The following is a 24,029-nucleotide window of genomic DNA, read 5'->3' as shown; positions in this document are numbered from 1 at the left end:
ATCCACGAAAAATACCATGAGCCGGAGCAGCCCTGCAAGGGCTTTGTCCTTGCAACGGAAGGCGCAGTCAGGCTACTATCCTCGCTCCGAGAGGAGCCTCCCGCATCCATGAAAATTGCCCTCATCACCCCCTACTATGCCCCGCCGGTGCGGGGGAACGCCGTTACCGTCAGGCGCATTGCAGCGCATCTTGCCACTGCCGGGTGCGAGGCGGCCGTCTGCCCCCTCGACTGTCTGACCGCGGCCCAAATCCTTGAGGAGATCAGGCGGATGAAGCCGGACGCCATCCACGGCTTCCACGCCTATTTCGGGGGGCGGGTGGCCCGGGAGATCGCCCGCGTCGTCGGTATCCCCTACATCGTCACCCTGACCGGTTCCGACGTCTACGAAGCCCTTGCTGACGATCGGCGGGAGGAAACCCTCGCTGTCCTGCGTGATGCGGCCGCCATTGTAGCCTTTGACCCCAGCGTCAAGTACCGCGTGGTAGGCCACCACCCGAGTCTGGCGGCAAAGACCCGGATCATTCCCCAGGGGGTCGAGCTTCCCGGCGAGAATTTTTGCTGGGGAGAGAAGCGCTTTGACGCCGGAGAAATCGTCTTTTTTCTGCCTGCCGGGCTTCGTCCGGTCAAAAACGCTGGCTTTTCGCTGGCTCCCCTGGCGGAACTCCACGGGGAGGATTCCCGCGTCCGGCTTGTGGTGGCCGGCCCGGTCCTCGACGAAACGTATGGGGCAACGGTCCTGGCGGAGATGGCGCGCCATCCCTTCGCCCGCTACCTGGGGGAGGTGGGGCATGACGCCATTGGCGCCATCTACCGGCGTGCCGACGTGGTCCTCAATACCTCCATCTTCGAGGGGGGGATGGCCAACAGCGTGCTGGAGGCCATGGCCTTCGGCCGGCCGGTTCTGGCGGCGGACATCGAGGGAAACCGTTCCATCGTGAAGGAGGGGAAGACGGGGCTTCTGTACCGGGACGAGGGGGAGTTCATCCAAAAAGCCCGTGAACTGCTGCGGGACGGTGCGCTACGACGGCGGCTCGGGGATCAGGGGCGCCGGTTTGCGGAGGAGCGGTTTTCGGCCGGGCGGGAGGCGGAGGCGTACCGGGAACTCTATGGGTGGGTGCTCGGGTGAGCACCGTTATGGTTGAAGGAAAGGATGAGCGTAGTTAAGCCACTGGAGCATCGACATGAAAACCTATCGCAAGGAACTCTGGTTCGAGACCAGGCAACGGAGGGAGTTGATCAATATCACGGGGACCGTTGCGGAGTGTCTGCGGGAGAGCGGCATCCGCGAAGGGCTGCTTCTGTGCAATGCCATGCACATCACGGCCAGCGTCTTCATCAACGATGACGAGCCCGGCCTCCACCACGACTTCGAGGTGTGGCTGGAGGGGCTTGCCCCGGAGAAGCCCTATTCGCGTTACCGCCATAACGGGTACGAGGACAACGCCGACGCCCATCTCAAGCGGACCATTATGGGCCGCGAGTTGGTGGTTGCGGTCACCGACGGCAAGCTGGACCTGGGCCCGTGGGAGCAGATATTCTACGGGGAATTTGACGGCAAGCGCCGCAAGCGGGTGCTGGTGAAGATCATCGGGGAATAGTCGGTAGCCATTCGGCGATAACAATTCAAGAGGATGTCATGAAGGAAAGGGAGGAAGATTCATGGGTACTGCAGCAGAAGCACTGCTCATAGCCAAAGGGGAGAAGGAAGTCTGCCTGCTGCCGCGGATGGCCAACCGCCACGGCCTCGTGGCCGGCGCCACCGGCACGGGCAAGACCGTGACCCTGCGGGTGCTGGCCGAGCGGTTCAGCGCCATCGGCGTGCCGGTCTTCATGGCCGACGTGAAGGGTGACCTGTCGGGGGTGGCCCTGCCGGGGGACGAGAACCCAAAGGTGGCCGAGCGGGTGGCGAAGATGGGGCTTGAGGGGTTCGCCTACGGCGGCTTCCCCGTGGTCTTCTGGGACGTCTTCGGGGAGCAGGGGTATCCCGTCCGGACCACGGTCTCTGAGATGGGGCCGCTCCTCCTGTCGCGGCTTCTGAACCTGAACGACGTCCAGAGCGGGGTCCTCAACGTCATCTTCAAGGTGGCCGACGACAACGGCCTGCTCCTTCTCGACTTCAAGGACCTCCAGGCCATGGTCCGCTACGTGGGGGACAACGCCGCCGAGTTCCAGACCGCCTACGGCAACATCTCCGCCGCCAGCATCGGCGCCATCCAGCGGAACCTCCTGGCCCTGGGCGAGCAGGGGGCAGAGCAGTTCTTTGGCGAGCCGGCCCTGAACCTCCAGGACTTCATGCAGACCGACTCCGATGGCCGGGGGGTGATCAACATCCTCGCCGCCGACAAGCTCATGCAGTCGCCCAAGCTCTACGCCACCTTCCTCCTCTGGATGCTCTCGGAGCTCTTCGAGCAGCTCCCCGAGGCCGGGGACCCGGAGAAGCCGAACCTGGTCTTTTTCTTCGATGAGGCCCACCTCCTCTTTGACGACGCCTCCAAGGCCCTGGTGGAGAAGATCGAGCAGGTGGTGCGGCTCATCCGCTCCAAGGGGGTGGGGATCTACTTCGTGACCCAGAACCCCGTCGACCTCCCCGACACGGTGCTGGGGCAGCTGGGGAACCGGGTCCAGCATGCCCTGCGGGCCTTCACCCCCAAGGACCAGAAAGGGGTGAGGGCCGCGGCCGAGACCTTCCGGGCCAATCCCGCCTTTTCGGTGGAGGAGGTCATCACCCAGCTGGAGGTGGGGGAGGCCCTGGTGTCGGTTCTGGACGAGAAGGGTGCTCCCACCGTGGTGGAGCGGGCACTGGTCTGCCCGCCCCAAAGCCGCTTCGCCCCCCTCGCGGGTGCCGAGCGGACCGCGGTCATCGCCCGCTCGCCCCTGGCCGGATTCTATGAGAAAACGGTGGACCGGGAGTCGGCCTACGAGGCGCTCCAGGCCAAGGCCGAGGCGGCAGCCGCTGCCGCTGCAGCCGCAGCCCCCCCTCCAGAGGAGGGGAAAAGCGAAGTGGCCAATCAGGTGGGGACGATGCTCGGGGCCTTTGCCAAGAGCGCGGCCCATGCCATCGGCAGCCAGGTGGGACGCCAGATCATCCGGGGGGTGCTGGGGTCTCTCTTTGGCGGAGGGCGGCGGTAACAGCATGCCGGTGGTGGAAAACAGCAAAAAGGGCGACCTGGGAGGGTCGCCCTTTTTTTTGACAGCATCAGGAAGGCTGCTATCTTGTGAAATAGCCGTCCGAGAGCGTTTTCAGGAAGAGGACGATGTTGTCAACCTGGGGACGGGGGAACATGCCAAGCGTGGCGCGGTTCTGCTCCACTTCCGGCGGGGGGAACATGGTGGACATGGCTTCGCAGTTTCCGCCCATGCCACCTCCACCCATCCCGTCGCCGTTGCACATGCCACCGTCCATCATGGCACGCCAGTGGTAGAAGAAGACGATGTCCTCCAGGGACTTGAAGAAGCCGTTGTGGCCGTAAGCCTTCACAAAATCAGGGGTAGGGCGCTGGTCCACGTTGCGGAGCGTCGGCACCTTGTGCGTGCCCATCTGCGGACCGTAAACCTCGAGCGGATACCCGGCGTTCTTCAGGTAGCCCCCAAGGCCGTAATCCACCCAGTTCTGCCCATCGGGGTTCCAGGCCGGGGGCATGGAGTAGAAGGGGTTTGCCGGGTTTTTTGGCGTGCCGATGTTGTCGTAACCGAAGTCGGTGAAGAGCGGATACCCGTTACTGCCGGCTTCAAGCGAGTGGCACGCTGAACAGTTCGCCCGGTTAGGATCGTTGAAGACGGCCAGCCCCTGAAGTTCGTTGTCATTGAGCCCCAGGTTGCGGAATTGCGTCCACCGGTTGGGGTCCATTCCGCTGCCGGGACATCCCATGGCGCCACCCATGCCACCACCGCCGCCCATGCCGCCACTGCCGCACCTGATCCTGGCGACGTCCTTGCCGGCTGCTTTGGCATTATCCCAGAACTGATCGAACTTCGAGGTGAAGGGGTTCACCTCCTGGCTTCTCTCGTAGGCTGCCACGGAGCGGCCGATTTTCTCGTACACGCCGTTCACATCCCTGGCGCAGTCGAGGGAGCCGGAGCCCCACACGTCCTCGAAGAGGCCGGCGTAGTCGGCCTTTTTGACCTTGGCGCAGAGAACCTGGGCGTTGGCGATGGCTTGCTCCAGCGGATTCAGATAGGGGCCCTGGGCCTGCTCTGCCAACGGGTCGCCGAGGACTTTCCCCGTGGCCCGCCCGTCCCAGAACATGCCGCCGACCCAGTTCCCCGAAGCATCCTGATGCAGTATAGGGCTGTCGCCGGCATAGGCCGACGTGGGAGGCTTGCGATTGCCGAAGTGGTTGGGAAGCGCCCCCTCGTAGACGGCCCCGCCAGCGTTCGCGGCGGCATCCGGTCCGGTGAATCCCGCCTCCGGCGCGTGGCAGGCGGCGCACGACTGGGTGCCGTTCACGGAGAGACCCGTGTCGAAGAAGAGTTTCTTGCCAAGGGCCTCCTTGGGGGGCAGGTCTGCCGCCGAGGGAGCCATGGTGGCTCCCAGCAGGAATGCACCCGCCAATACCGTGGTTCTCGTCAATTTCATGTCGATCTCCTTTCTGTGAAGTGGCTTGTTCCGCAGTGGGCGAATGCTGCGGATGAATTATAGCTGTTTCATTGTTCTGTGCTCATAGGGGTGTTGCTGCATTTTTAGTAGGTGAATCAAGAAGAAACTAATCGGTATTTGTCTTAAGGGGGTGCTGCCGTGACGAGCCGACCGGTGATGTTGGCGTTGCCCCATAAAGCGAAAGGGCCTCCGGAGAGGCCCTCTTGCGTTTCTATGGTTGGGATGGTTTGGCCAGGTGCCCCTGTTTTCTGGACAGGAGGTTGGCTTCGAAAATATCCGGGGGGTGAAGTTCCCCCCGGATGTCAGACAGCTTCACGTGTCAGGGAGCAGCTGCCACATTGACCGGCGCAGACCATACCGTGCCGGCCGCGTTGGACGCGCCGACCCGGAACTGCCAGGCCTGCCGTGCGATGTTTCCGGTCGTGAAGGTTGTTATGTTTGCTCCTGCGGTGCCCGAACCGGCGATGGTGGAGAAGTTGTTGGTGCTCCACTGGATCGTGTAACCGGTCTCCCCAGTGACGTTCGTCCAGGTCACGGTCACCCGCTCGTTGCTGCCTCCCTGGCGGGCCGCCGTGGTGGTCAGGATCGACGGTGTCCCGGGAAGAGCCGGGATGGTTACGGTGGCCGTATTCGAGTAGGCGGATTGACCGGCGAGGTTTGCCGCCGCCACACGGTAGCCATAGGTGGTGCCGGGGGCCGCCGTGGTGTCGACGTACGTCACGGTGCCGGTGCTGGCGCGGGCCGGTGCCGTGGCTACCTGGACAAAGGCGCCGCCGTTGGTGGAGCGCTCGATAACGAATCCTGACTCGTTCGTTGCATTGTCCCGCCAGGTCAGGTTGATCCGCGGGCCGGCCTGGAGCGCGGCCGCCAGGGTGGTCGGCGCCACGGGGATGGTCCCGACGATGAGCGGAGCCGATGCCGACGAAACGGTCATGCTCGGGAATTCGGCCCCGTAGCCGACGGTATTCTGGGCCATAATCCGGTACTCGGCGACCGTGTTGTCGTTATAGGACGCAGGATCGGTGAGGGTGCGCGTCCCGGTCGTGTTCAGTTGGTCGAGGGGCGACGGACTGGTCCCCACCGTGGTCCAGGTCGTGCCGTCCGTGGTTTTTTGCAGCACGAAGGCCGTTTCGGTGATGGAGTTGTCGTTCCAGGTGAGGGCCACCTTGCGGTTGTTGCCGTTCCCGGTGATTGCGGAGGTAAGCCCGTCGGGCTGCTTCGGCGGCAGGGCCACCGACACCGGCCGCATCATGTCCATCTCCTCGTGGCTCAGGATGTGGCAGTGGTACACATACTCCCAGCCGAAGTTGACCAGCTGGTTGGTGATACTGGCCGTCGGGTTCCCCTGGGGATCGATGTTGTTGAACATCGTGGTGTCGCCGGCCGGCATCATCGGGTTGAGGGTGCGGATCGAGTTCGGCAGCTCGAAGGGGAGCGCCGGGATAACCGGCCTGAGGGCCACGATGGTGTCCTCAAGGGGGCTGATCCGGACGGTATCCTTCCAACCGAGCTCGTTGGCGTCGGGCGGGATGATGATGTTGTCCCAGGTGACCCGGTTGAGCAGCTGCACGTCGTACAGGTGGAAGTGGATCGGGTGCGTGTCGACGCCGTTGTGGGTGATCTTCCAGATCTGGGAGCCGTCCTGGGTGGCGATCGGCGTGACGGTGACCCCCTTGGGCAGGTTGGTGCCGTCGATGAACTCCGTGCCCGGGTTCACATAGGGGTAGAGGGTGACGTTCTGGAGGCCTGGAGTGGCCGGTACCGCTTCAACGCCGATGTTGGCCGTCATCCTCCCGAACTCGTCGAAGGACACGGCATTCATCTCGTCGTGGAGTGCCTTCGGCTCGACTGGCAGCTGGAGTTTGGCCGTCGGAGCGAGCAGGGTGTTGAAGCCGAACAGATCGCCCCCTTGGTCGGCAATGCGGGCGAACCCGTCGCAGATATTGATGTTGAGGCCGGCAACATTGCACCAACTGGCGGAAGCGAAGTTCGTGCCGTAGGCGGAGTTGTAGGATGCCTGCCCGACGATGATCGGATGCTGGCCCGACTCGAAGACCCCCGAGCCGTCAGTCTGGTGCTTGAACGCATTTTCCAGCTTGGTCAGGTCGAAGGCTGTTGCCGGAGTCGAGGCAGCGACTTTCACCTGCATGACGGTGCGGGTGTTGGGACCGTAGCCGGGGATGATGGCGGGAGCGCTTACAGGCCACTGGTTCGGGGCGCCCGTGTAGTAGTCGTAGCTCGATACCCGGGCCGGGTATGCCGCAGGGGCGTCGTTGTACAGGATGAGGGTCTTGCCCGCATAGGCCGAGAAGTCGACGATCACGTCTGCCCGTTCGGCAGGTGCCAGGGCCAGGGAGTGCTGGTCAACGTTCCCCACGTCAAAGCGGGTGGGGTCGGTGATCCAGGTGATCGGCTGGGGAGGGATCACGACCGGCGCAGGGAGGAAGCCCCCCTCGGTACCGATCTGGATCCAGTTGGGCCCGACGGGGCTCAGGGTGGTGTCGGGCGTCGGGAAGACGTTCGGGTCCAGTTGGGCAGCCGCCACTTCAGCAGCCTTGAGGGCTACCTCGGTCCCGGTGGCATCGGCCACGTACCAGTGGAGGTTCATGAACCGGTCGTTGGCCGCATTCAGGATCCGGAGGCGATAGGACTTCGGTTCGACGGTCGTCGTCGGATACGCGGTCCCGTTGACGATGGGCGTGTCGTTGAACTGCTCCATGCCGACGGAGATGTTCGGCGTGCCGGGGATCAGCGGCGGCTCGCAGAAGGGGTCGGTCTGGTACTGCCAGGTGGTCGGGTCGTTCAGTTTGCAGTTTGCATTGTAGTACGGGTTGGGAATCGGCCCGTAGGGCGGAGTAGCAGGGGGCCAGAACCAGGGGCCGTACATCCAGCGTCCGTAGCCGCTCATGCCGCCCGGGTCAGCCGGATTCTGGGCCGGCATGTAGACATGGTGGTACCAGAAATCGCCTTCCTTGCCCCACCGGGCGTAGTCCCAGGTGGGATCGAGGGCGGCCGTCTGCGCCGTGCTGGGGACGAAGGTCCGGTCCTGGATGACCAGCGGGATCTGGTCGGCGGGGATTGTGCCGTTGGAGACCAGTTTCTGCTCGGTGGCGTCGGAGATCAGGTACCCCGCGGCCTCGCCGGCATAGACGTTGAGGCGGGTAATGCCCCAGGCGTGGTCGTGGTAGAACATGAGCCGGGCACTCTGCTGGTTGGTGTAGTAGAAGGTCATGCAGCCGTCGTTGGCGGCCGAGCAGTTGGGGACGCCCGGCACGTTGTCCATATCGGGAACGGAGCTGACGCTGACTCCCTGGGGCCAGGGGGTGTTCTCGCTGGCAGGCGTGATCCACTGATGCGGCGTGCCGTCGCTGATCCAGGGGGTGATGCCGCCATGAAGGTGGAGGGTTGCCCGGTTATCCTTGAAGCAATCGGTGCCGGACCCTTTGGTTGCTTCGCTGCACGCGGGGTTGCGCACCTCGTCCATGACCGTTTTCTGATCCGCCGGGGGGCCCATCATCATGGGGCCCATGCCGGAACCCATCAGTGTGGAGTCGACGGGGAGGAACAGGTTGCCGCCGTTACCAGTGGGAAGGAGGTTGTAGAAGACGATGCGGACCGGCTTGTCCTTGGTAGCGGCGATGACGGGGCCAAGGTAGTGGGGGTCGTCCACCGCATAGACCGGCGTGACGCCGTCAGGCATCATGATCGGCACGGAGGTGCCGTCGGGCATGTCGTTCTTGAGGGCTACGTGCTTGCTCCACGATGCGTTTTTCGGAGTTTCGAGCTGCACGTACACGCGCTGCAGGGTTCCCTTGGCCGGGAGCGACGAGCTCATCTGCTCCCGGTGCTGAACGAGGGCGATGACATAGTAGTCGGCGTCCGGGCCATAGCCGTTGGCCGTGGTAAAGGTCGTCTGGTCGGGAACCGCGAGGGGGAGGTACTGTCCCAGGTTGTTCGCGGCACCGGCGCAGCTTCCCGCCACCGAGGGGTCGCAGAGGAGCGGCAGGGTGTCCACGAACTTCTTCATGCCCCCCGTGACGGTGGTGCCGGGGACAGCGGTGGCTGCAGCGCCCGTTCCTGCCGGATCGGAAATCGTGACGACGGGCACCACGTAGCCGGAACCGGCGGTGACGACGGTGATCGCGGTAATCGCGCCAGTCCCGTCAATGGCCGCCGTCGCGGTGGCGCCCGACCCGGTACCGGCAGCATCCGAAATCGTAACGGTGGGGGCGGTGTAACCGGTGCCGCCGCTATCGACGGTAATGCTCGCAATATCGAAGCCGGGAAGCGGGCTGAGCGCCCAGTTCGGGTAGGGGCCGTAGTAGTGGGGAACTTTCGTTTCGTCCGTGGGGCTGGCCGGCGCCGCCTGGGTCACGGGCGGGCCGATCCCCCAGACGACGGTCACCACCAGTGCCAGGCACGTGATGATCATCAGTTTCAGGCTGTTCATAACTCCTCCTTTCTCCACCTTCATTTTCAAAAGTCACGGCAACGAATACTGCCGATCAATTCCCGCCTTGGGCCTGACGTTTCATTGCCTGGCCCCGTTTCCGTGCCTCGTTCACCTTTTTGTCCCGCTCGATCTTGCCCTGCATGGCTTTCCTGGCGTTCTTCACTCCCTTCTGAGGGGTTGCCTTGCCTGGAACTCCCGTTGGCGCGGCGTTCGCCGCTGCAGCCAGAGAAATTGCCATGAAAACCCCCACTGCCAATACAGATAGTCTTTTCATTTTCTTTCCTCCCTTCCTTACGATTCCTTTGGTCCTTTATCGCGACTAATGCATGATTGGCATCTTCATGGTTCTCATGAAGATACCTCGGATAATGTTGGTGTTATGTATATAGGATGGATAGATTGCGGCTTGTAGGTGCAATTCGGTTTGTTGTGTAGGTAATTGGCTGTGATTGCGTAGGTAAATTAACTACAGAAAAAACCTTAATAATTTCAATCTGGTGGTGCCGGGAGAGGGGGGAGGTCCGGCAGCATAAGAAAAAAATAATGGATTGGCGGGGGAAATGAGGTGTCAGGAAGGAGGTTGGGTGGCTCCTTGCTAGAGCAGGTGGTGTTCAAGGGCATAGCGGGTCAGGTCGGCATTGCTCTTCTTTCCCATTTTTTGAAGGATACGGGCGCGATAGGTGTTGACCGTTTTTATTCCGACCATCAGGTCTTCGGCGATCTTTTTCGGCGTGTCACCTCCTGCGATCCTGCACATCACCTGGAATTCACGGCTCGAAAGGTGTTCGTGGAGCGGCCGTTCTCCGTTGTTGTCGAGATTTTTCACCAGCATCTCCGCCACGGAGGGGCTGATGTACTTCTTCCCCATGGTGACTTTTTGCAGCGCTTCAATCAACTCCTGGGAGGAGCTCCCCTTTGTCAGGTAGCCGGCTGCTCCCGATTTCATCGCCCGCAGGGCGTACTGCTCTTCGGGGTGCATGCTCAGGATGAGAACCGGGAGCTTTGGCCTGATGGTCTTTATTTCAGGGAGGATTTCGAGGCCGCTACGCCCCGGAAGGGAGATGTCGAGGATCACCACGTCGAATTCTTCGTTTCGTATTCTGGCCAGCAGTTCTGCCCCATCGGCAGCTTCGCCGGCGATTGTCATGGTGGCGGTCTTGGCAATCACCTGCTTCAACCCCTCGCGAAAGATGGCGTGATCGTCGGCGATGATGACTCGTGTGGCATTTATCACGGGCTTCCTCCGGATGATTTGATCGGAATGTGAGCGATGACGACGGTCCCTTGCTGAAGCCAGCGGCAGATTCTGACCCTCCCCCCAGCATGTAGGCACGCTCCCGAATGCCGATGAGGCCTAGAGACCGCTTCCCCTGGAGTTGCTCGCTTGTTATGCCGCGGCCGTTGTCCCTGATTATTAGAACAAGCCGCTCTTTCCTCTCTTCAAGGGAAACCGTCACCTTCGTGGCGTGAGCGTGACGGATGACGTTGGTCAGAGCTTCCTGGCAGATGCGGAAAATCGCCGTTGCAACGTCTTTGCTGAAGGTGCTTCCATTCAGGAGAATATCACAGGTGCAATCGATCCCCGTCCGTTTTTCCAAATCAGCGGCCAGCCATTCGATAGCATCGGCGAGCCCCAGTTCGTCGAGAATGGTGGGGCGGAGTTGGGTGGAAATTCTCTGAACGGTTTTGATGGCTCCGGAGATGAGGCTCCCCATTTCAGCGATCTTCCCGGTCAGGTGCTGGTTGTCCGGGCTTTCCTCCGCCAATGACGAAACTCCCAGTTGGACCGACGCCAGCACCTGTCCAAGTTCGTCGTGAATCTCACGGCTGATCGCTGTGCGCTCCTCTTCCCGGGCCCGCTGAAGATGGTCCGACAGGGCCCGCAGCCTCTCCTTCGAGGCCCGCAGCTCATCCGCAGTCTGCGTCCGAGCGGTAATGTCGCGCATCAGGGCCAGCCGCTCGATGGTGCCGTCGGCGTTTTTCAGCAGCGTTTGAAACACCTCATAGGTTTTGCCGGTTTTATCCGAATGCCACTCCCAGGGGGGGATATTCTCTGCGTCGCCCTTATCGAAACGGCAGTTGGGACAGGCGTCGCTCCGGTCATGGAAGTAGTCAAAGCAGGTGAGTCCCTCCATAGGGCCAAAATCTTTCATGAGGGCCGCGTTGGCGTACTCGATCCCGTTGGACTGGTTGAAGATGCAGACACTGGATGGAATGGCATCGAGGATTCCCCTGAGCTTGTTCCGCTCGGCGGCCAGTTCCTCTTCGGCACGGCGGCGCTGGGCGAGCTGCACGGTGAGTGGCTTGAAGACGAGGAAAAACAGGATCGGCAAGAGAAGCGTCACCAGCATGACGGCGTCGAGGAAGTGATGGATATCTTCATAATGCTTGTCAAAACAGCTCAACAACAGCATTACGATGGCATCCGAGAGGAAAACGGAAACGACGACGGCCGCGAAAAGGAGAGTCGGGGAGCCGTACAGCCGTTCGAGGCCGAGGGGGAGCAGTGTCGACGGCGTGCCGTTGGAGGGCTTTTCCTTACTCGTCATGGGCTGTCCTTGTCTGAGGGTCAATCCTAGCACAGCTCGTGCGATAGGAAAGGGTGTCCGGCTTTTCACTTGCTCACCGGTCCGGTATCCTGTATCTGAACCTTATCGTCAACCCCTTCCGCCCCACTGGAGGAAACCCATGGCCAAAGACTATTCCATCCACTACAGCGAAGACAGCCTCAAAGCCAAGATCGGCCGTTTCGCCCGGACAGCGGGGCGGGAGCTGATCGAGAAGGTGCTGGTTCTTTACCACACCCTCCGGGCGCCTTCAACGCCGAAATGGGCCCGGGCCGCCATTCTCGGCGCCCTCGGTTACTTCATCTCGCCCATCGATACGATTCCCGACCTCATCCCCGGCGTCGGCTACACCGACGACCTGGCAGTCATCGCCGCGGCCCTCGTGACGGTGGCCTCCCACATAACCCCCGAGATCAAAGCCAAGGCCCGGGCGCAGGTTGCGAAACTCTTCGGCGAGCCGTTTGTCGAACCGGAGGAGGAGTCTGGCGAGAGGGACGCTCCGGTCACACAATCCTGAAACGATATGCAATGGCCGTGAATGGTCGGCGGCCGGCACCAGTAATCCCTCAGTCCGTCGTACAGATGAAACGGCGGCAGACATCGGGTCGGTCCGCGTAGATGGTGCATCGACCTGCAACGAGAAACTCGCAGCCGTTTTCGATGATCAACAGGTGGTGCCCGGCAAGAGAAAAATGAAGGCGGCTGGCTCCGAGGGCTCGGAGCCTTTCGTACTCTTCCCAGGACAGGGATACGCTGGGGAAGGCGCGGCAGCAGGCTCCGCCGCACTTCCGGCACGGAGCGGGGTCGTCGGCAGGCTGCTCCAGCAGCAATCCGTGCCGTTTAACCCTGGTGTGATCGATCCATGGCATCCTCATGGTTCACTTCTTCTCCCGGCGCCTGGCCCGGCGCTTGCGGGCAGCCTCGCAGTGGCGCCGCTCTTCGTCGGTGCCGGGTTCCCAGGGAGGAACCTCCCTCGGCTTTCCTTCGTCGTCAAGAGCCACCATGGTGAAAAACCCCCGGGCCGCCTCGTGGCTCTCACCCGTGAAGACATTCTCCGTTTCCACCATTACCGCCACATCGATGGAGGTGCGGCCGGTGCAGACCACCCGGGCCTCCACCTTGACCACCTCCTCCACCAGCACCGGCCGGATGAAGGCGATTTCCTCGGCTCCGGCGGTCACAACCTCGCAGCGGGCGTGGCGCCAGGCGGTGATGGCCGCCGCCTTGTCCATGAGCCCCATGATAACCCCGCCGAAGATATGCCCCGCAGGGTTGGTATCCTGGGGAAGGAGGGTCTCGATGAGGGTCCAGTTGCGGTTCATGGCTTCTCCAGTTCCTGCTCCATTTCCAAAACCCTGAGAGTGATCTTCAGGATCGAGTCCGGATTCAGCGAGATGGAGTCGATCCCCTCCCGGACCAGGAAGGCGGCGAACTCCGGGTAGTCGCTGGGGGCCTGGCCGCAGATGCCGCTGTGACGGTGGTTGCGCCGCGCCCCCTCCACCACGCTGGCGATGAGGCGCATGACTCCCGGGTCCCGCTCGTCGAAGACGTGGGCCACCAGCGCCGAATCCCGGTCGATGCCGAGCGTCAACTGGGTGAGGTCGTTGGAGCCGATGGAAAAGCCGTCGAAGAGCTGTGAAAATTCGTCGATCATGATGACGTTGTTGGGGATCTCACACATGACGTAGACTTCGAGGCTGTTTTCTCCCCGCACGAGGCCGTTTGCCGCCATCTCCGCCAGGACCTTTTTCGCCTCCACGATCCGCCGGCAGAAGGGAATCATGGGAATGACGTTCGCGAGCCCCATCTCGTCCCGCACCCGTTTCAGCGCCCGGCACTCCAGGGCGAACCCCTCCCGGTAGCGCTCGTCGTAGTAGCGCGACGCCCCCCGGAAACCGATCATGGGGTTCTCCTCGTCGGGCTCGAAGGCCCGCCCCCCCAGGAGTGAAGCATACTCGTTGGTCTTGAAGTCGCTCATCCGGACGATGACCGGCTTCGGGTGGAAGGCGGCGGCGATGGCGCCGATCCCCTCGGCCAGCTTCTCCACAAAGTAGGCGGGCGGATCGGGGTAGCCGGCGGTGAGGCGCCCGATCTCGCGGCGTGCGGCCTCGTCCTCCACCCGCTCCGGGTGTACCAGGGCCATGGGGTGGACCTTGATGTGGTTGGTGATGATGAACTCCATCCGGGCGAGCCCCACGCCGTCGTTGGGGATCCGGCAGAGGGAGAAGGCCTCCTCCGGGTTCCCCAGGTTCATCATGATCTTGGTCCGGGGGCGGCGCATTCCCGAGAGGTCCGCCCGCTCCACCCGGAAGGGGAGCGCGCCGTCGTAGATGCGTCCCACGTCCCCTTCGGCGCAGGATACGGTGATTTCACGGCCCGTGGCGACCCGCCCGGTGCCGTCGCCGGTACCGACCACCGACGGAATTCCCAGTTCGCGGCTCACGATGGCAGCGTGGCAGGTGCGCCCCCCCTTGTTGGTGACGATGGCGGCGGCCGTCTTCATGACCGGCTCCCAGTCGGGGGTGGTGGTGTCGGCCACCAGGACCTCGCCGGGGTTGAATTCATGGAGTTTGTGGACATCGGTGATGATCCGGGCCGGGCCGGCGGCGATCTTCCCGCCGACGCTGGTGCCGGTGACAAGGACTTCCCCCTTGCGCTCTAGAATATACGTTTCCAGGAAGTCGAGACGCTTCTGGGACTCCACCGTCTCGGGGCGGGCCTGGACGATGAAAATCTCTCCCGAAACCCCGTCCTTGGCCCATTCGATATCCATGGGCACATCATGGCCGGCCCGCTTCGAGTAGTGCTCCTCGATGAGGAGTGCCTGACGGGCCAGCTCCAGCACCTCTGCGTCGGCCAGGCAGTAGCGGCGCCGCTCCTCCTTGGGCACCTCCACGTTCCTCGTCAGGTGCTTGGAGGTGCCGGTGCCGTAGATCATCTTGATCTTTTTCTCGCCGAGCTTGCGCCGGACAATGGGGCGGAACCCCCGGCGGAGGGTCGGTTTGAAGACCGTGAACTCGTCGGGGTTCACCGCTCCCTGCACCACGTTCTCCCCCAGGCCCCAGGCGCCGGTGACCAGTACCGTGTCCCGGAAGCCGGTCTCGGTGTCGAGGGTGAAGATGACGCCGCTGGAGGCCCGGTCCGACCTGACCATCTTCATGATGCCGATGGAGAGCCCCACCTTGAAGTGGTCGAACCCCTGGTCGATGCGGTAGGAGATGGCCCGGTCGGTGAAGAGGGAGGCAAAGCAGCGGCGGCAGGCGTCCAGGAGCTGTGCCTCGCCCCGGATGTTCAGATAGGTCTCCTGCTGCCCCGCGAAGGAGGCGGTGGGGAGGTCTTCGGCGGTGGCGGAGCTGCGGACCGCCACGTCGCAGTTTTCGCCGTATTCGATGCAGAGCCGGCGGTAGGCATCCCTGATTTCCGCCGCCAGGTCCGCGGGGAGGGGAGCGCCGTAGATCAGCTCCCGCAATCGGTGCCCCCGGAAGGCCAGGTCGTCCACATCCTCCTTATGGAGCCTGTCCAGGGTCCGCCGCATCTCGTCCAGCACCCCGCCAGAGCGGACCAGATACCAGTAGGCATCCGCCGTGACGGCGAAGCCGTTGGGGATTTTCACCCCCAGGGGGCGGAGTTCCCGGTACATCTCCCCGAGGGAGGCGTTTTTCCCTCCCACAGTGGGGACGTCGTCGATGGTGATTTCGGAGAACCAGCGGATGTAGGTCATGGGGGACCTCCATGTTTCCCCTCACCCCCCAGCCCCTCCCGAGGACGAGGGGAGACAACAAACCCTCTCCCCTCGGGGAGAGGGTGGCCGTAGGCCGGGTGAGGGGCTACCCTTTCAGCTTAGACGCGATTTCCGCAATATACTTCCCCTGGTAGCGGGCGCCGGCCAGCTCGTTTTCGCTGGGGAGCCGCTCTCCCTGGCCGCCGGCGATGGTGGAGGCGCCGTAGGGGGAGCCGCCGGTGATCTCGTCGATCCGCATCTGGCCGGCGAAGGCGTAGGGAAGCCCCGCGACCACCATCCCCTGGTGGAGGAGGAAGGTGTGGAAGGTGAGGACGGTGGACTCCTGACCCCCGTGCTGGGTGGCGGAGCTGGTGAAGACGCCACCCGCCTTGCCGACAAGCGATCCCTTCACCCAGAGGCCGCCGGTGGCGTCCAGGAACTGGCGCATCTGGCCGCACATGTTGCCGAAGCGGGTCGGGGTGCCGAAGATGATGGCGTCGGCGGCGGCCAACTCGTCCACGGTGCAGACGGGGATGTGGGCAAAGGCTTTCTGGGGCTCGACGGCTCCCATCTTCGTTAGCACCTCGTCCGGCAGGGTTTCGGGAACCCGGCGGAGCACCGCTTCGGCGCCGGGGACCTCGCGGACCCCTTCGGCAACGGCCTCGGCCATCCGGTAGATGTGGCCGTACATGGAATAGAACGGAATGAGTACCTTCATGGGCGAATCCTCCTTGATGCAAGTATGTTCGGCATCATCAAGGGTACCGCATTCCGGGGGTGATGCAACGGCGGGGGGCGGGCCGGGAGTGGGGCAGGTCAGTGGCGGCGGATGATGACCTGGCCGCCGGCGAGTTTCTTCTGGAGCCAGAGCCCCAAAAACTGCTTGATTATTCCGCGGGTGGCGGGGATGAGGAAAAAAAGGCCGAGAAAGTCGGAGAAGAAGCCGGGGGTAAGGAGCAGGATGCCCCCCACAAGGACGACGGCGCCGTCCAGGAGGCTGGCGGCCGGAAGCCGCCCTGCGGCCATCTCGCTCTGGATGGTGCGGAGGATGGCGAATCCCTGGTGCCGGACGAGCCACGCCCCGGCAAAGCTGATGAGGAGAAGGAGGGCCACGGTGGGGAGGGCGCCGATGATCCTCCCGACCCTGATGAGAAGATAGAGTTCGATGACCGGGACGACGCTGAAGATGAGGAAGAGCCTGAAGAGCATAGGTGTCGGGGACGGTCGCCGAATCAGCCGGAAACGGCATTCCCCCCCGAGGCCTTGGCGGCGTCGAGGGCGTCCAGGGCGTCCCTGAGCAGGGCGAGGCTGTCTGAGCCGGCGGCGGCTTCGGCGACCCCCACCGAAATGGTGAGGGGGGGAAGCATGCGGCCGTCATGGATGTCGATGACGGTGTTAGTCAGCCGCTGGCGAAGGCGCTCGGCGATCATCCGGGCCGTGGCGACTCCGGTTTCGGGGAGGAGGATGGCGAAGGTGTCGCCCCCGTAGCGGGCCACCACCTCGGTGGGACGGAGATAGTTGCGCAGGGCCTTGGCCACGGCATGGAGCGCCCGGTCTCCGCCGATGCGGCCGTGCTCTTCGTTGAAGGCGCGGAAGTGGTCGATGTCGATCATCATGAGGGAGAGGGGCTTGCCGCTGGAGGCGGCGCGGCCTGCCTGGCGCTCCAGGACCCCTTCCAGCCAGCGGCGGGTCTGGAAGCCGGTGAGGGGGTCGACGATGCTCTGGTCGTGGAGGGCGTACTCGCGTGCCGTTCCGGCAAAACTCTCGCGGCTCGGGTCGTGCCGCCGCCGCAGGAGGATGCCGAGGAGGTTGCAGGCGGCGGCGTGGGATGCTTGGGCCAGGGACCAGATGAGGTCCTCCTCCATGACCAGGACGCGGCAGGGCTCGGCAGCCACCAGCAGGCACGGGACGCCCGGTTCTCCCGCGGCGAACGTCTCGCCGATGATGTCCCCCGGTTCCAGAAAGAGGGGATCGTCGGTCTCGCGAACGTCATAGTGGAGGGCAAGGCGCCCCGACAGGAGCACCGAGAGACTGCGGTCGAGGGGGCCGGCAGGTTCGAACCGCTCGCCCCGGGGGAGTTCCTGGGCCGTGCAGTGGGCCAGGATCCCCTCGATGCACTCCAGGGGGACGAAGCGGAAGAGGGGAACCGTTTCCAGTTCGGCGGTGCTGAAGAGGGAGTCGTGGGTCATGTCGCTCCTCGGGGGGTCAGTAGCCCCTCACCACCACGTCCAGGTGACCGTCGTTGGGGCAGAAGATGAGACCGTGAATCGGCACGTCCCTGGGGATGAGGGGGTTCTGGCGGAGAACGGAAACCACCCGCCCGACATTCTCCTCGGGGCAGGAGAAGGCTCCCATCCACTGGGCCAGGTCCGGCACCTGGGCTTCGATGACCTCAGGGTCCACGCCCCGCGCAATCATCCGCTCTTTCAGGGCCTCGGCGTCGACGTTGGCCATGCCGCAGTCCTGGTGCCCGATCACGAAGATTTCCTCCACGCCGAGCATGAAAATGGCCGCCACGAGGCTCCTCACCACGCCGCCGCTCATGGGGTCGACGATGGTGTTGCCGGCGTTCTTGATGACCTTCGCGTCGCCGCGCTTGATTCCCATGGCCGGTTCAAGAAAGTCCACGAGCCGGGTATCCATACAGGTGAAGATGGCGAACTGCTTCTTCGGGTTCTTGGGAAGGGGGGGAAATACCCCGGGACGGACGAACTTTTTGTTGGCGTCGAGGATCGTGTCGAGAAGGGTCATCGGGCACCTCGCATTTTCGCATGGTTTGAGCGTGCATCTATATAACCCGGCCGTGGTGCGACCTGTCAACCGTTTTCATGACGAGCTTCGCGCATTTGCATCCGTTGACAAGCGGCAATGCCGGTCTATAGTTTTCCGAGATTGACTTGAGGCTGCCCTTACACAGAACAAGGAGGTTCCGCAATGAAGAGACTATTGGCTGCAGGATGCGCACTTTTGGCTCTTGCCCTTGCCACGACGGCGATGGCTGAGGTGAAGCCGGGCTCGTTTGCCATCACTCCCTACGTGGGAGGATACACCTTTGATGGCGAGCAGCACATCAAGACTGGACCCACCTTCGGTATCCGGGGAGGGTACAACTTTACCAGGAACTGTGGACTCGAAGGGGTCTTCGGGTACACCCCCACCGAGCAGACAAAGCGCGAGTCAGATGTCGACGTCATGACTTACCGCCTTGAAGGGCTCTATCACTTTATGCCGGAAAAGGATCTTGTTCCGTTTCTGGCCGTTGGCGGCGGCGGAATCACCATCGACAGTGAGGGCGCCGGGGTAAAGAGCCGTACCGACGGCATCGTCACGGCCGGTGGCGGCCTCAAGTATTTCATCAACGAGGCGCTTGCGGTGCGGACCGATGGACGCTACATCCTCGACCTGAGCCGGACGCTCAGCAACTGGGAATATACCGTCGGCCTCAGCTTCCTGTTTGGCGGCGAGACGAAGGCCGTCGCTCCCGTAGTCCCTGCGGCGGTTGCGCCGGCTGAAGCGGCCCCGGCACCCGAGGCCCCTCCCGAAGTCATGGCTGCCGAGCCGCGCCCTAACCTCATGAAATACTGCATCGATCTCAAGATCGAGTTCGACATCGACAAGGCCGACATCCGGCCCCAGTACAAGGACGAGGTGAAGCGTGTCGCCGACTACATGAAGCAGTATCCAAACACTACGACGGTCATCGAAGGGTATACCGACGACGTGGGGAGCGACGACTACAACATGAAGCTCTCCCAGCGCCGGGCCGAAGCCGTTGTGAATTCCCTGGTGGATGATTTTGGGATTGACCGTTCACGCCTCTCCGCCAAGGGGTACGGGAAGACCCAGCCCCTTACCTCCAACGCCACCGAGGCGGGAAAACAGAAGAATCGCAGGATCCAGGCGGTCATCGACTGCGCCCTGGAGGATCCCAAGGTTATCGCCAAGCTTCCGGACCGGCTCTGTGTGAGCCTCAACATCCAGTTCGACACCGACAAGTACAACATCAAGCCCCAGTACCATGATGAAATCGCCAAGGTGGGCGAGTTCATGAAACAGAATCCCACGACAACCGCAGTGATCGAAGGGCACACCGACCGCGTTGGCAGCTACGATTACAACATGAAGCTCTCCCAGCGCCGGGCCGAGAGTGTCGTGAACTATCTGGCCGACAAGTTCGGCATCGAGAGATCCCGCCTCTCCGCCAAGGGGTACGGCTATACCCGCCCCATCGGGTACAACTCCGACCCGAAGGGACGTGCCATGAACCGGCGGATCAACGCCATCATCGACTGCGTGCTGCAGCAGAAGTAAGAAAAAAACGCTTTCATTCAAGAGAAAAGGGCCGTCCCCTTCCGCGGAGACGGCCCTTTTCTCTTTGTGCGACACCCAGAGCTCATTTCCTGGCGTCGATCCCGTAGCTCTTCATCTTCCGGTAGAGATTGCTCCGCTCCAGCTCGATAACCTCGGCGGTGCGGGAGATGTTCCAGCCGTTCTCCTCCAGTTTCTGGAGGATGAATTCCCGCTCGAATCCCTCCCGGGCTTCCCTGAGGGAGTTGAGCTCAAGGGGAGCTCCGGGGCGCTGCGGCTCCCCTTCGCGGCCGGCTGCCGCGCCGCCGATGGAGTCGGGGACCTGGTCGGGGGTGATGACCTTTCCCGGCGTCATGATGACGAGGCGCTCGATGATGTTGCGCAGCTCACGCACGTTGCCGGGCCAGTCGTACCCCTTGAGGAGTTCCACCGTCTCCGGGAGCACCTTCTTGCGCTCCTGCCCCTCCCGCTTGGCGAAGATGGCGAGGAAATGATTCACCAGGAGCGGGATGTCGTCCCGGCGCTCCCTGAGCGGCGGAACCGTGAAGGGGACCACGTTGAGGCGGTAGAAAAGGTCTTCGCGGAAGGTGCCGCTGCGGATCTCTCCGGGGAGGTCCTTGTTGGTGGCCGCCACCACCCGCACGTCCACCTCGATGGTCTTCGTTCCCCCCACCCGCTCGAATTTCCGCTCCTGGAGGATGCGGAGCACCTTGGCCTGGGTCTTCAGGGACATGTCGCCGATCTCGTCCAGGAAGATGGTGCCGCCGTCGGCCAGGTCGAATTTTCCCTTCTTCTGGGCCACGGCGCCGGTGAAGGCTCCCTTCTCATGGCCGAAAAGCTCGCTCTCGATGAGCTCCTCGGGGATGGCGGCGCAGTTGATCTCCACAAAGGGCTTCTCCTTGCGGGGGCTCCAGTGGTGGATGGCCCGGGCCACCAGCTCCTTGCCGGTGCCGTTCTCGCCGGTGATGAGGACCGAGGCGTTGGTGGCGGCCACGCGCCTCACCTGCTCCTGGAGCTGGAGAATGGCCGGGGTATTCCCCACCATGTCGTGCCCCTTGAAGGCCACGGTGCGCAGGGTGTCGTTCTCGGCCTTGAGGCGCCCCACGTCGAGGCCGTTCTTCACGGTGACGAGAACCTTTTCCAGGGAGAGGGGCTTCTCGATGAAGTCGTAGGCCCCGAGCTTCGTGGACTTCACCGCCGTTTCGATGGTGCCGTGGCCCGACATCATCACCACGGTCAGGAGGGGGTGGAACTCCTTGAGGGCCTGAAGCGTTTCCAGGCCGTCGAGCCGCGGCATCCAGATGTCGAGGAGCACCAGGTCGGGGTTCTCTTTCTTGGCCATGTCGAGGGCTTCGAGGCCATCCTTGGCGAAGACGGGGCGGTATCCCTCGTCTTCGAGGATTCCGGCCAGGGCCGTGCGGATGTTCTGTTCGTCGTCGACGACGAGTATCGTTTCGTTCATGGTTTAACCTCAATCTGTCGATTTGACATCGTGCAAGCAAAGACCCCCCTCAATCCCCCCTACCTTGTAGGGGGGAAGCGAGCGCAAGCGAAGCAGGGGGGTCGAACCGGGGTGAACACTCAAGAAATTTTTCAGGTTTCTAGGTCACTACCGGCAGTTCGATGATGAATTTTGTTCCGCGGGGCACATTGTCCCGCACGCGGATGAAGCCGTTGTGGTCGGCGATGATGGTGCTGACGATGGCGAGCCCCAGGCCGGTCCCGGACTTCTTGGTGGAGAAGTAGGGCTCGAAGAGGCGGGGCTTGTCCTCGGGCGCGATGCCGTGTCCCGTGTCGGCCACGGTGATCACCGCCATCTTCAGGACGGGATCGAAGCGGCTTTCGATTTCGATCTCCCCCTCTTCGGCTACGGCCGCCACGGCGTTGTCCAGGAGGTTGATGAGGACCCGCTTGATCTGATCCCGGTCGAGCTGCAGGTGGGGGAGGCGGCGGTCTTCCCGGAAGCCGAACGAGATGGCCCTGTGCCCCTGGCTGAAGAGGGTGAGGGCCTCGCGGATGATCCCGTTCAGGTCGTTGGGGGCCGGGTTGGCGGCCGGCATCCGGGCGAAGCTGGAGAACTCGTCCACGAGCGTCTTCAGCTCGTCCACCGATTTGACGATCATGGCGGTGCATTCGTCAAAGACGGTGTCCTCGTCGCCGAAGCGGGGTAGATAGCGCTTTCTCAGCCGCTGTGCCGAGAGCTGGATCGGCGTCAGGGGGTTTTTGATCTCGTGGGCGATGCGCCGGGCCACTTCGCGCCAGGCCGCCATCCGCTGGGCCTTGATGAGTTGGGTCAGGTCGTCGAAGACCACCACCGTTCCCAGGAACTCGCCGCTTTCGTCCCGCAGCACCGTCAGGTTGAAGAGGAGCGTCGCCCTGGTGTCGCGGACCGGGACCGTCACCTGGCGGCTGATGGAGTCCTGTTTCGCCGTAACCATGTCCCGCAGGAGCCCTTTGATGGTGTCGATCTGGTCGTGCTTCAGGACTTCCCGGAAGTTCTTCCCCACCACGGCGCGGGCAGAGACCTGAAGGAGCTCTTCCGCCGACTTGTTGATGGTGGTGACCACGCCGTGGCTGTCAACGGATATGACGCCGGCGGCCACGTTACGCAGCACGATCTCCATGTAGCGGCGCCGTTCGTCCAGCTCCTGGTTGCTCCGGACAAGCTCTATGTTGGTCTGGCGCAGGGCCTGCTGGTGGTTCCGCAGGTCCTCGGTCATCTTGTTGAAGGCGGCCACGAGCATCCCGAACTCGTCGCTTGAGCGCTGCCCCAGCTGCACGTCCAGGTTCCCCTCGGCCACCTGGCGGGTCGCCTCGGCCAGTTCCTTGATGGGGGTCGTGAGGCTGTTGGCCAGGTAGATGCCGAACCAGACCGCCAGGAAGACAATCACCATGGTGATGAGGAAGAGGGTCAGGATGTACCCGGCGCGGATCGGGCTCTTGAGGATCTTGAGCTGGCGGAACTCCTCGTAGGACTTGGTGATCTCCCGCATCTTTTCCACGAGGGAGTAGGGGACGAAGTAGTTCACCACCACCACCCCCACCACCTCGTCGGCCCGGTAGGTGGAGTAGATGGGCATGATGCCCCGGATCAGGTCGGCCTTCCCCACGGTGTTGACCCGCGTGAGTTCCTTGCCGTTGAGCCCTGCCTTGATGTCCTCGGAGGAGGGGTTCGTGAATTCCCCCAGGGGGACGCTGGGGTTCGACGACCGCACGAGCTCCTCGTTCTGGGAGGAGTAGACCTCCACGATGCCGAGGTTGTACTCCTGCTGCTTCTGGCGGACCAACTCCCGGAGCCGGGGAAGGTTTTCCTCGTTCAGGAGCCGCTCGTCCCGGATGGTGGTGCTGATCTGCCGGCCGTAGTAGAGGGCGTTGGCGGCCGAATTTTTGTAGTAGGTCTGGGCCACCTCCAGGGATTCGGACAGGGAACTCTCGATCTGGGTGTTGAACCAGTTGCGGATGCTCTGGTTCACGTAGGTGGCAGACACAACGAAGAGGAGCATCGTCGGCACCAGCGACAGCCCCATGAAGGCGATGACGAGCTTGGTCTGAAGGTTCGCGCCGATGGCCTTGCTTCGTCGCTCCATGAGGAGCTTGGCCACGTTGCGGAAGATCAGGTAGCTGAGGAGGATGATGAGGAGGAGGATGATGTTGATGATGCCGAAGATGAGGATGTTGCTCCCCATGGGGACTTCGGAGCTGATGCGGGAGAGGTGGATCTCGGCCCGGGTCAGCACGAGGATCAGCAGAACGGAGATGGCGATGATGATCGCTTCCCGCCGCCGCTTTTTCCGTTCGTACTCCTGGGGTGAAATCATGCCTGGCTGTTGGTGATGGTTTTCAACCATTGCTGGGGAGTCCTTGGTGTGGCAAAAATGCAACAGGGCCACTTTATACAAACGGGAGCGTTAATGCAAGGGAGCGATTCACTGAAGAGGGGCGGTCCTGAAAATGAAAAAAGAGCCACCGGCGGTTGGTTGCGGTGCCTCTTTTCTCCATGGGGGCTCTGGTAACCCCGGTTCCTGAATTGTGCCGGTTAGTTGATCACGACTGGCCTATCACGTTTCAGCATGACCTGGTCAATGAATTTGCCGAGGGTGAGGAACAAGAGTTTAGTGTCTACCGGTTTCAGGATATAGTCGGTGACGCCGATATCCTGCAACTGGTCGTAGTAGCACTTTTCGCTATGGCCGGACATGACGATGATTTTAATGCCCGGTTTCAGGCCTCTGATCTCCTCGGCCATCCGGATGCCGTCCATGTCGGGCATGTTGATATCGGTTATGACGATGTCGAATTCATTGGCCCGGCAGAGTTCCAACCCTGATTCGCCATTATCGGCAAGGCTGATGGCAACCCCGGGAATTTGTTGGAGATCATG

At 62.7% G+C, this 24,029-nt stretch carries 19 protein-coding genes and 1 pseudogene; 5 read left to right on the top strand and 15 right to left on the bottom strand.

What is annotated here, in order from left to right; all coding sequences use genetic code 11:
• Positions 1-108 precede the first annotated feature (108 nt).
• The 3 genes from KI811_RS02650 to KI811_RS02640 all read left to right on the top strand — a co-directional run bounded on the left by KI811_RS02650 (position 109) and on the right by KI811_RS02640 (position 3,131).
• Positions 109-1,128, top strand: coding sequence for a GPMC system family 4 glycosyltransferase (locus KI811_RS02650; RefSeq protein ID WP_214184937.1), 1,020 nt, complete (start codon positions 109-111; stop codon positions 1,126-1,128).
• A 55-nt stretch (positions 1,129-1,183) separates the two neighbouring features.
• Positions 1,184-1,600, top strand: a complete 417-nt coding sequence (locus KI811_RS02645; protein ID WP_214184936.1) for a secondary thiamine-phosphate synthase enzyme YjbQ — start codon at positions 1,184-1,186, stop codon at positions 1,598-1,600.
• Positions 1,601-1,661: 61 nt separating this feature from the next.
• Positions 1,662-3,131, top strand: a complete 1,470-nt coding sequence (locus tag KI811_RS02640) for a helicase HerA-like domain-containing protein (protein WP_214184935.1) — start codon at positions 1,662-1,664, stop codon at positions 3,129-3,131.
• A 79-nt stretch (positions 3,132-3,210) separates the two neighbouring features.
• Here KI811_RS02640 and KI811_RS02635 read toward each other — a convergent pair whose 3' ends face one another.
• From KI811_RS02635 to KI811_RS18500, 5 genes and pseudogenes are all read right to left on the bottom strand, one after another.
• Complete coding sequence (locus KI811_RS02635; protein ID WP_214184934.1) at positions 3,211-4,578, bottom strand: cytochrome-c peroxidase; 1,368 nt, start codon at positions 4,576-4,578, stop codon at positions 3,211-3,213.
• Positions 4,579-4,918: 340 nt separating this feature from the next.
• Positions 4,919-9,049: a multicopper oxidase domain-containing protein gene (locus tag KI811_RS02630; protein ID WP_246551231.1), complete on the bottom strand. Its 4,131-nt coding sequence runs from the start codon at positions 9,047-9,049 to the stop codon at positions 4,919-4,921.
• A 55-nt stretch (positions 9,050-9,104) separates the two neighbouring features.
• Positions 9,105-9,326 carry a hypothetical protein gene (locus KI811_RS02625; protein ID WP_214184933.1) on the bottom strand — a complete coding sequence of 74 codons (222 nt, stop codon included), beginning with the start codon at positions 9,324-9,326 and terminating at the stop codon, positions 9,105-9,107.
• A 321-nt stretch (positions 9,327-9,647) separates the two neighbouring features.
• Complete coding sequence (locus KI811_RS18505; RefSeq protein WP_281876245.1) at positions 9,648-10,220, bottom strand: response regulator; 573 nt, start codon at positions 10,218-10,220, stop codon at positions 9,648-9,650.
• A 160-nt stretch (positions 10,221-10,380) separates the two neighbouring features.
• Positions 10,381-10,998: pseudogene (locus KI811_RS18500) on the bottom strand (sensor histidine kinase); the annotation flags it as partial.
• Between the two features lie 742 nt (positions 10,999-11,740).
• Here KI811_RS18500 and KI811_RS02615 point away from each other — a divergent pair.
• Positions 11,741-12,136: a YkvA family protein gene (locus KI811_RS02615; RefSeq protein WP_214184931.1), complete on the top strand. Its 396-nt coding sequence runs from the start codon at positions 11,741-11,743 to the stop codon at positions 12,134-12,136.
• Positions 12,137-12,185: 49 nt separating this feature from the next.
• On the opposite strand, the gene KI811_RS02610 is transcribed toward KI811_RS02615, so the two are convergent.
• From KI811_RS02610 to KI811_RS02580, 7 genes are all read right to left on the bottom strand, one after another.
• Entirely contained in the window at positions 12,186-12,494 is a 309-nt protein-coding gene (locus tag KI811_RS02610; RefSeq protein WP_214184930.1) for a YkgJ family cysteine cluster protein, read from the bottom strand.
• A gap of 3 nt (positions 12,495-12,497) precedes the next feature.
• Positions 12,498-12,941 carry an acyl-CoA thioesterase gene (locus KI811_RS02605; protein ID WP_214184929.1) on the bottom strand — a complete coding sequence of 148 codons (444 nt, stop codon included), beginning with the start codon at positions 12,939-12,941 and terminating at the stop codon, positions 12,498-12,500.
• Complete coding sequence (gene ppsA / locus KI811_RS02600; RefSeq protein WP_214184928.1) at positions 12,938-15,340, bottom strand: phosphoenolpyruvate synthase; 2,403 nt, start codon at positions 15,338-15,340, stop codon at positions 12,938-12,940. Before ppsA ends, KI811_RS02605 begins: the two co-directional genes overlap by 4 nt.
• A 106-nt stretch (positions 15,341-15,446) precedes the next feature.
• Positions 15,447-16,058 (bottom strand): NAD(P)H:quinone oxidoreductase, encoded by a 612-nt coding sequence (wrbA, locus tag KI811_RS02595; RefSeq protein ID WP_214184927.1) that lies wholly within the window; start codon positions 16,056-16,058, stop codon positions 15,447-15,449.
• A 98-nt stretch (positions 16,059-16,156) separates the two neighbouring features.
• Positions 16,157-16,549 carry an FxsA family protein gene (locus KI811_RS02590; protein ID WP_214184926.1) on the bottom strand — a complete coding sequence of 131 codons (393 nt, stop codon included), beginning with the start codon at positions 16,547-16,549 and terminating at the stop codon, positions 16,157-16,159.
• A 23-nt stretch (positions 16,550-16,572) separates the two neighbouring features.
• The gene (locus KI811_RS02585; RefSeq protein WP_214184925.1) at positions 16,573-17,529 is read right to left on the bottom strand and encodes a GGDEF domain-containing protein; all 957 of its coding nucleotides are present in this window, start codon (positions 17,527-17,529) and stop codon (positions 16,573-16,575) included.
• A 16-nt stretch (positions 17,530-17,545) separates the two neighbouring features.
• The gene (locus KI811_RS02580; RefSeq protein ID WP_214184924.1) at positions 17,546-18,091 is read right to left on the bottom strand and encodes a beta-class carbonic anhydrase; all 546 of its coding nucleotides are present in this window, start codon (positions 18,089-18,091) and stop codon (positions 17,546-17,548) included.
• Positions 18,092-18,274: 183 nt separating this feature from the next.
• On the opposite strand from KI811_RS02580, the gene KI811_RS02575 reads away from it, so the two are divergent.
• Positions 18,275-19,651: an OmpA family protein gene (locus KI811_RS02575; protein WP_214184923.1), complete on the top strand. Its 1,377-nt coding sequence runs from the start codon at positions 18,275-18,277 to the stop codon at positions 19,649-19,651.
• An 82-nt stretch (positions 19,652-19,733) separates the two neighbouring features.
• Here the strand turns inward: KI811_RS02575 and KI811_RS02570 are convergent, their stop codons facing one another.
• From KI811_RS02570 to KI811_RS02560, 3 genes are all read right to left on the bottom strand, one after another.
• The gene (locus KI811_RS02570; RefSeq protein WP_214184922.1) at positions 19,734-21,110 is read right to left on the bottom strand and encodes a sigma-54-dependent transcriptional regulator; all 1,377 of its coding nucleotides are present in this window, start codon (positions 21,108-21,110) and stop codon (positions 19,734-19,736) included.
• Between the two features lie 139 nt (positions 21,111-21,249).
• Complete coding sequence (locus KI811_RS02565) at positions 21,250-23,496, bottom strand: sensor histidine kinase (RefSeq protein WP_214184921.1); 2,247 nt, start codon at positions 23,494-23,496, stop codon at positions 21,250-21,252.
• Positions 23,497-23,684: 188 nt separating this feature from the next.
• Complete coding sequence (locus KI811_RS02560) at positions 23,685-23,969, bottom strand: response regulator (RefSeq protein ID WP_246551229.1); 285 nt, start codon at positions 23,967-23,969, stop codon at positions 23,685-23,687.
• Between the last annotated feature and the right edge of the window lie 60 nt (positions 23,970-24,029).

Source organism: Geobacter hydrogenophilus, from assembly GCF_018501225.1.
In the GTDB taxonomy this organism is placed as follows: Bacteria; Desulfobacterota; Desulfuromonadia; order Geobacterales; family Geobacteraceae; genus Geobacter; species Geobacter hydrogenophilus.
The sequence above is the reverse complement of the archived record's forward strand: the minus strand, read 5'-3'. Positions and strand labels throughout refer to the sequence as shown.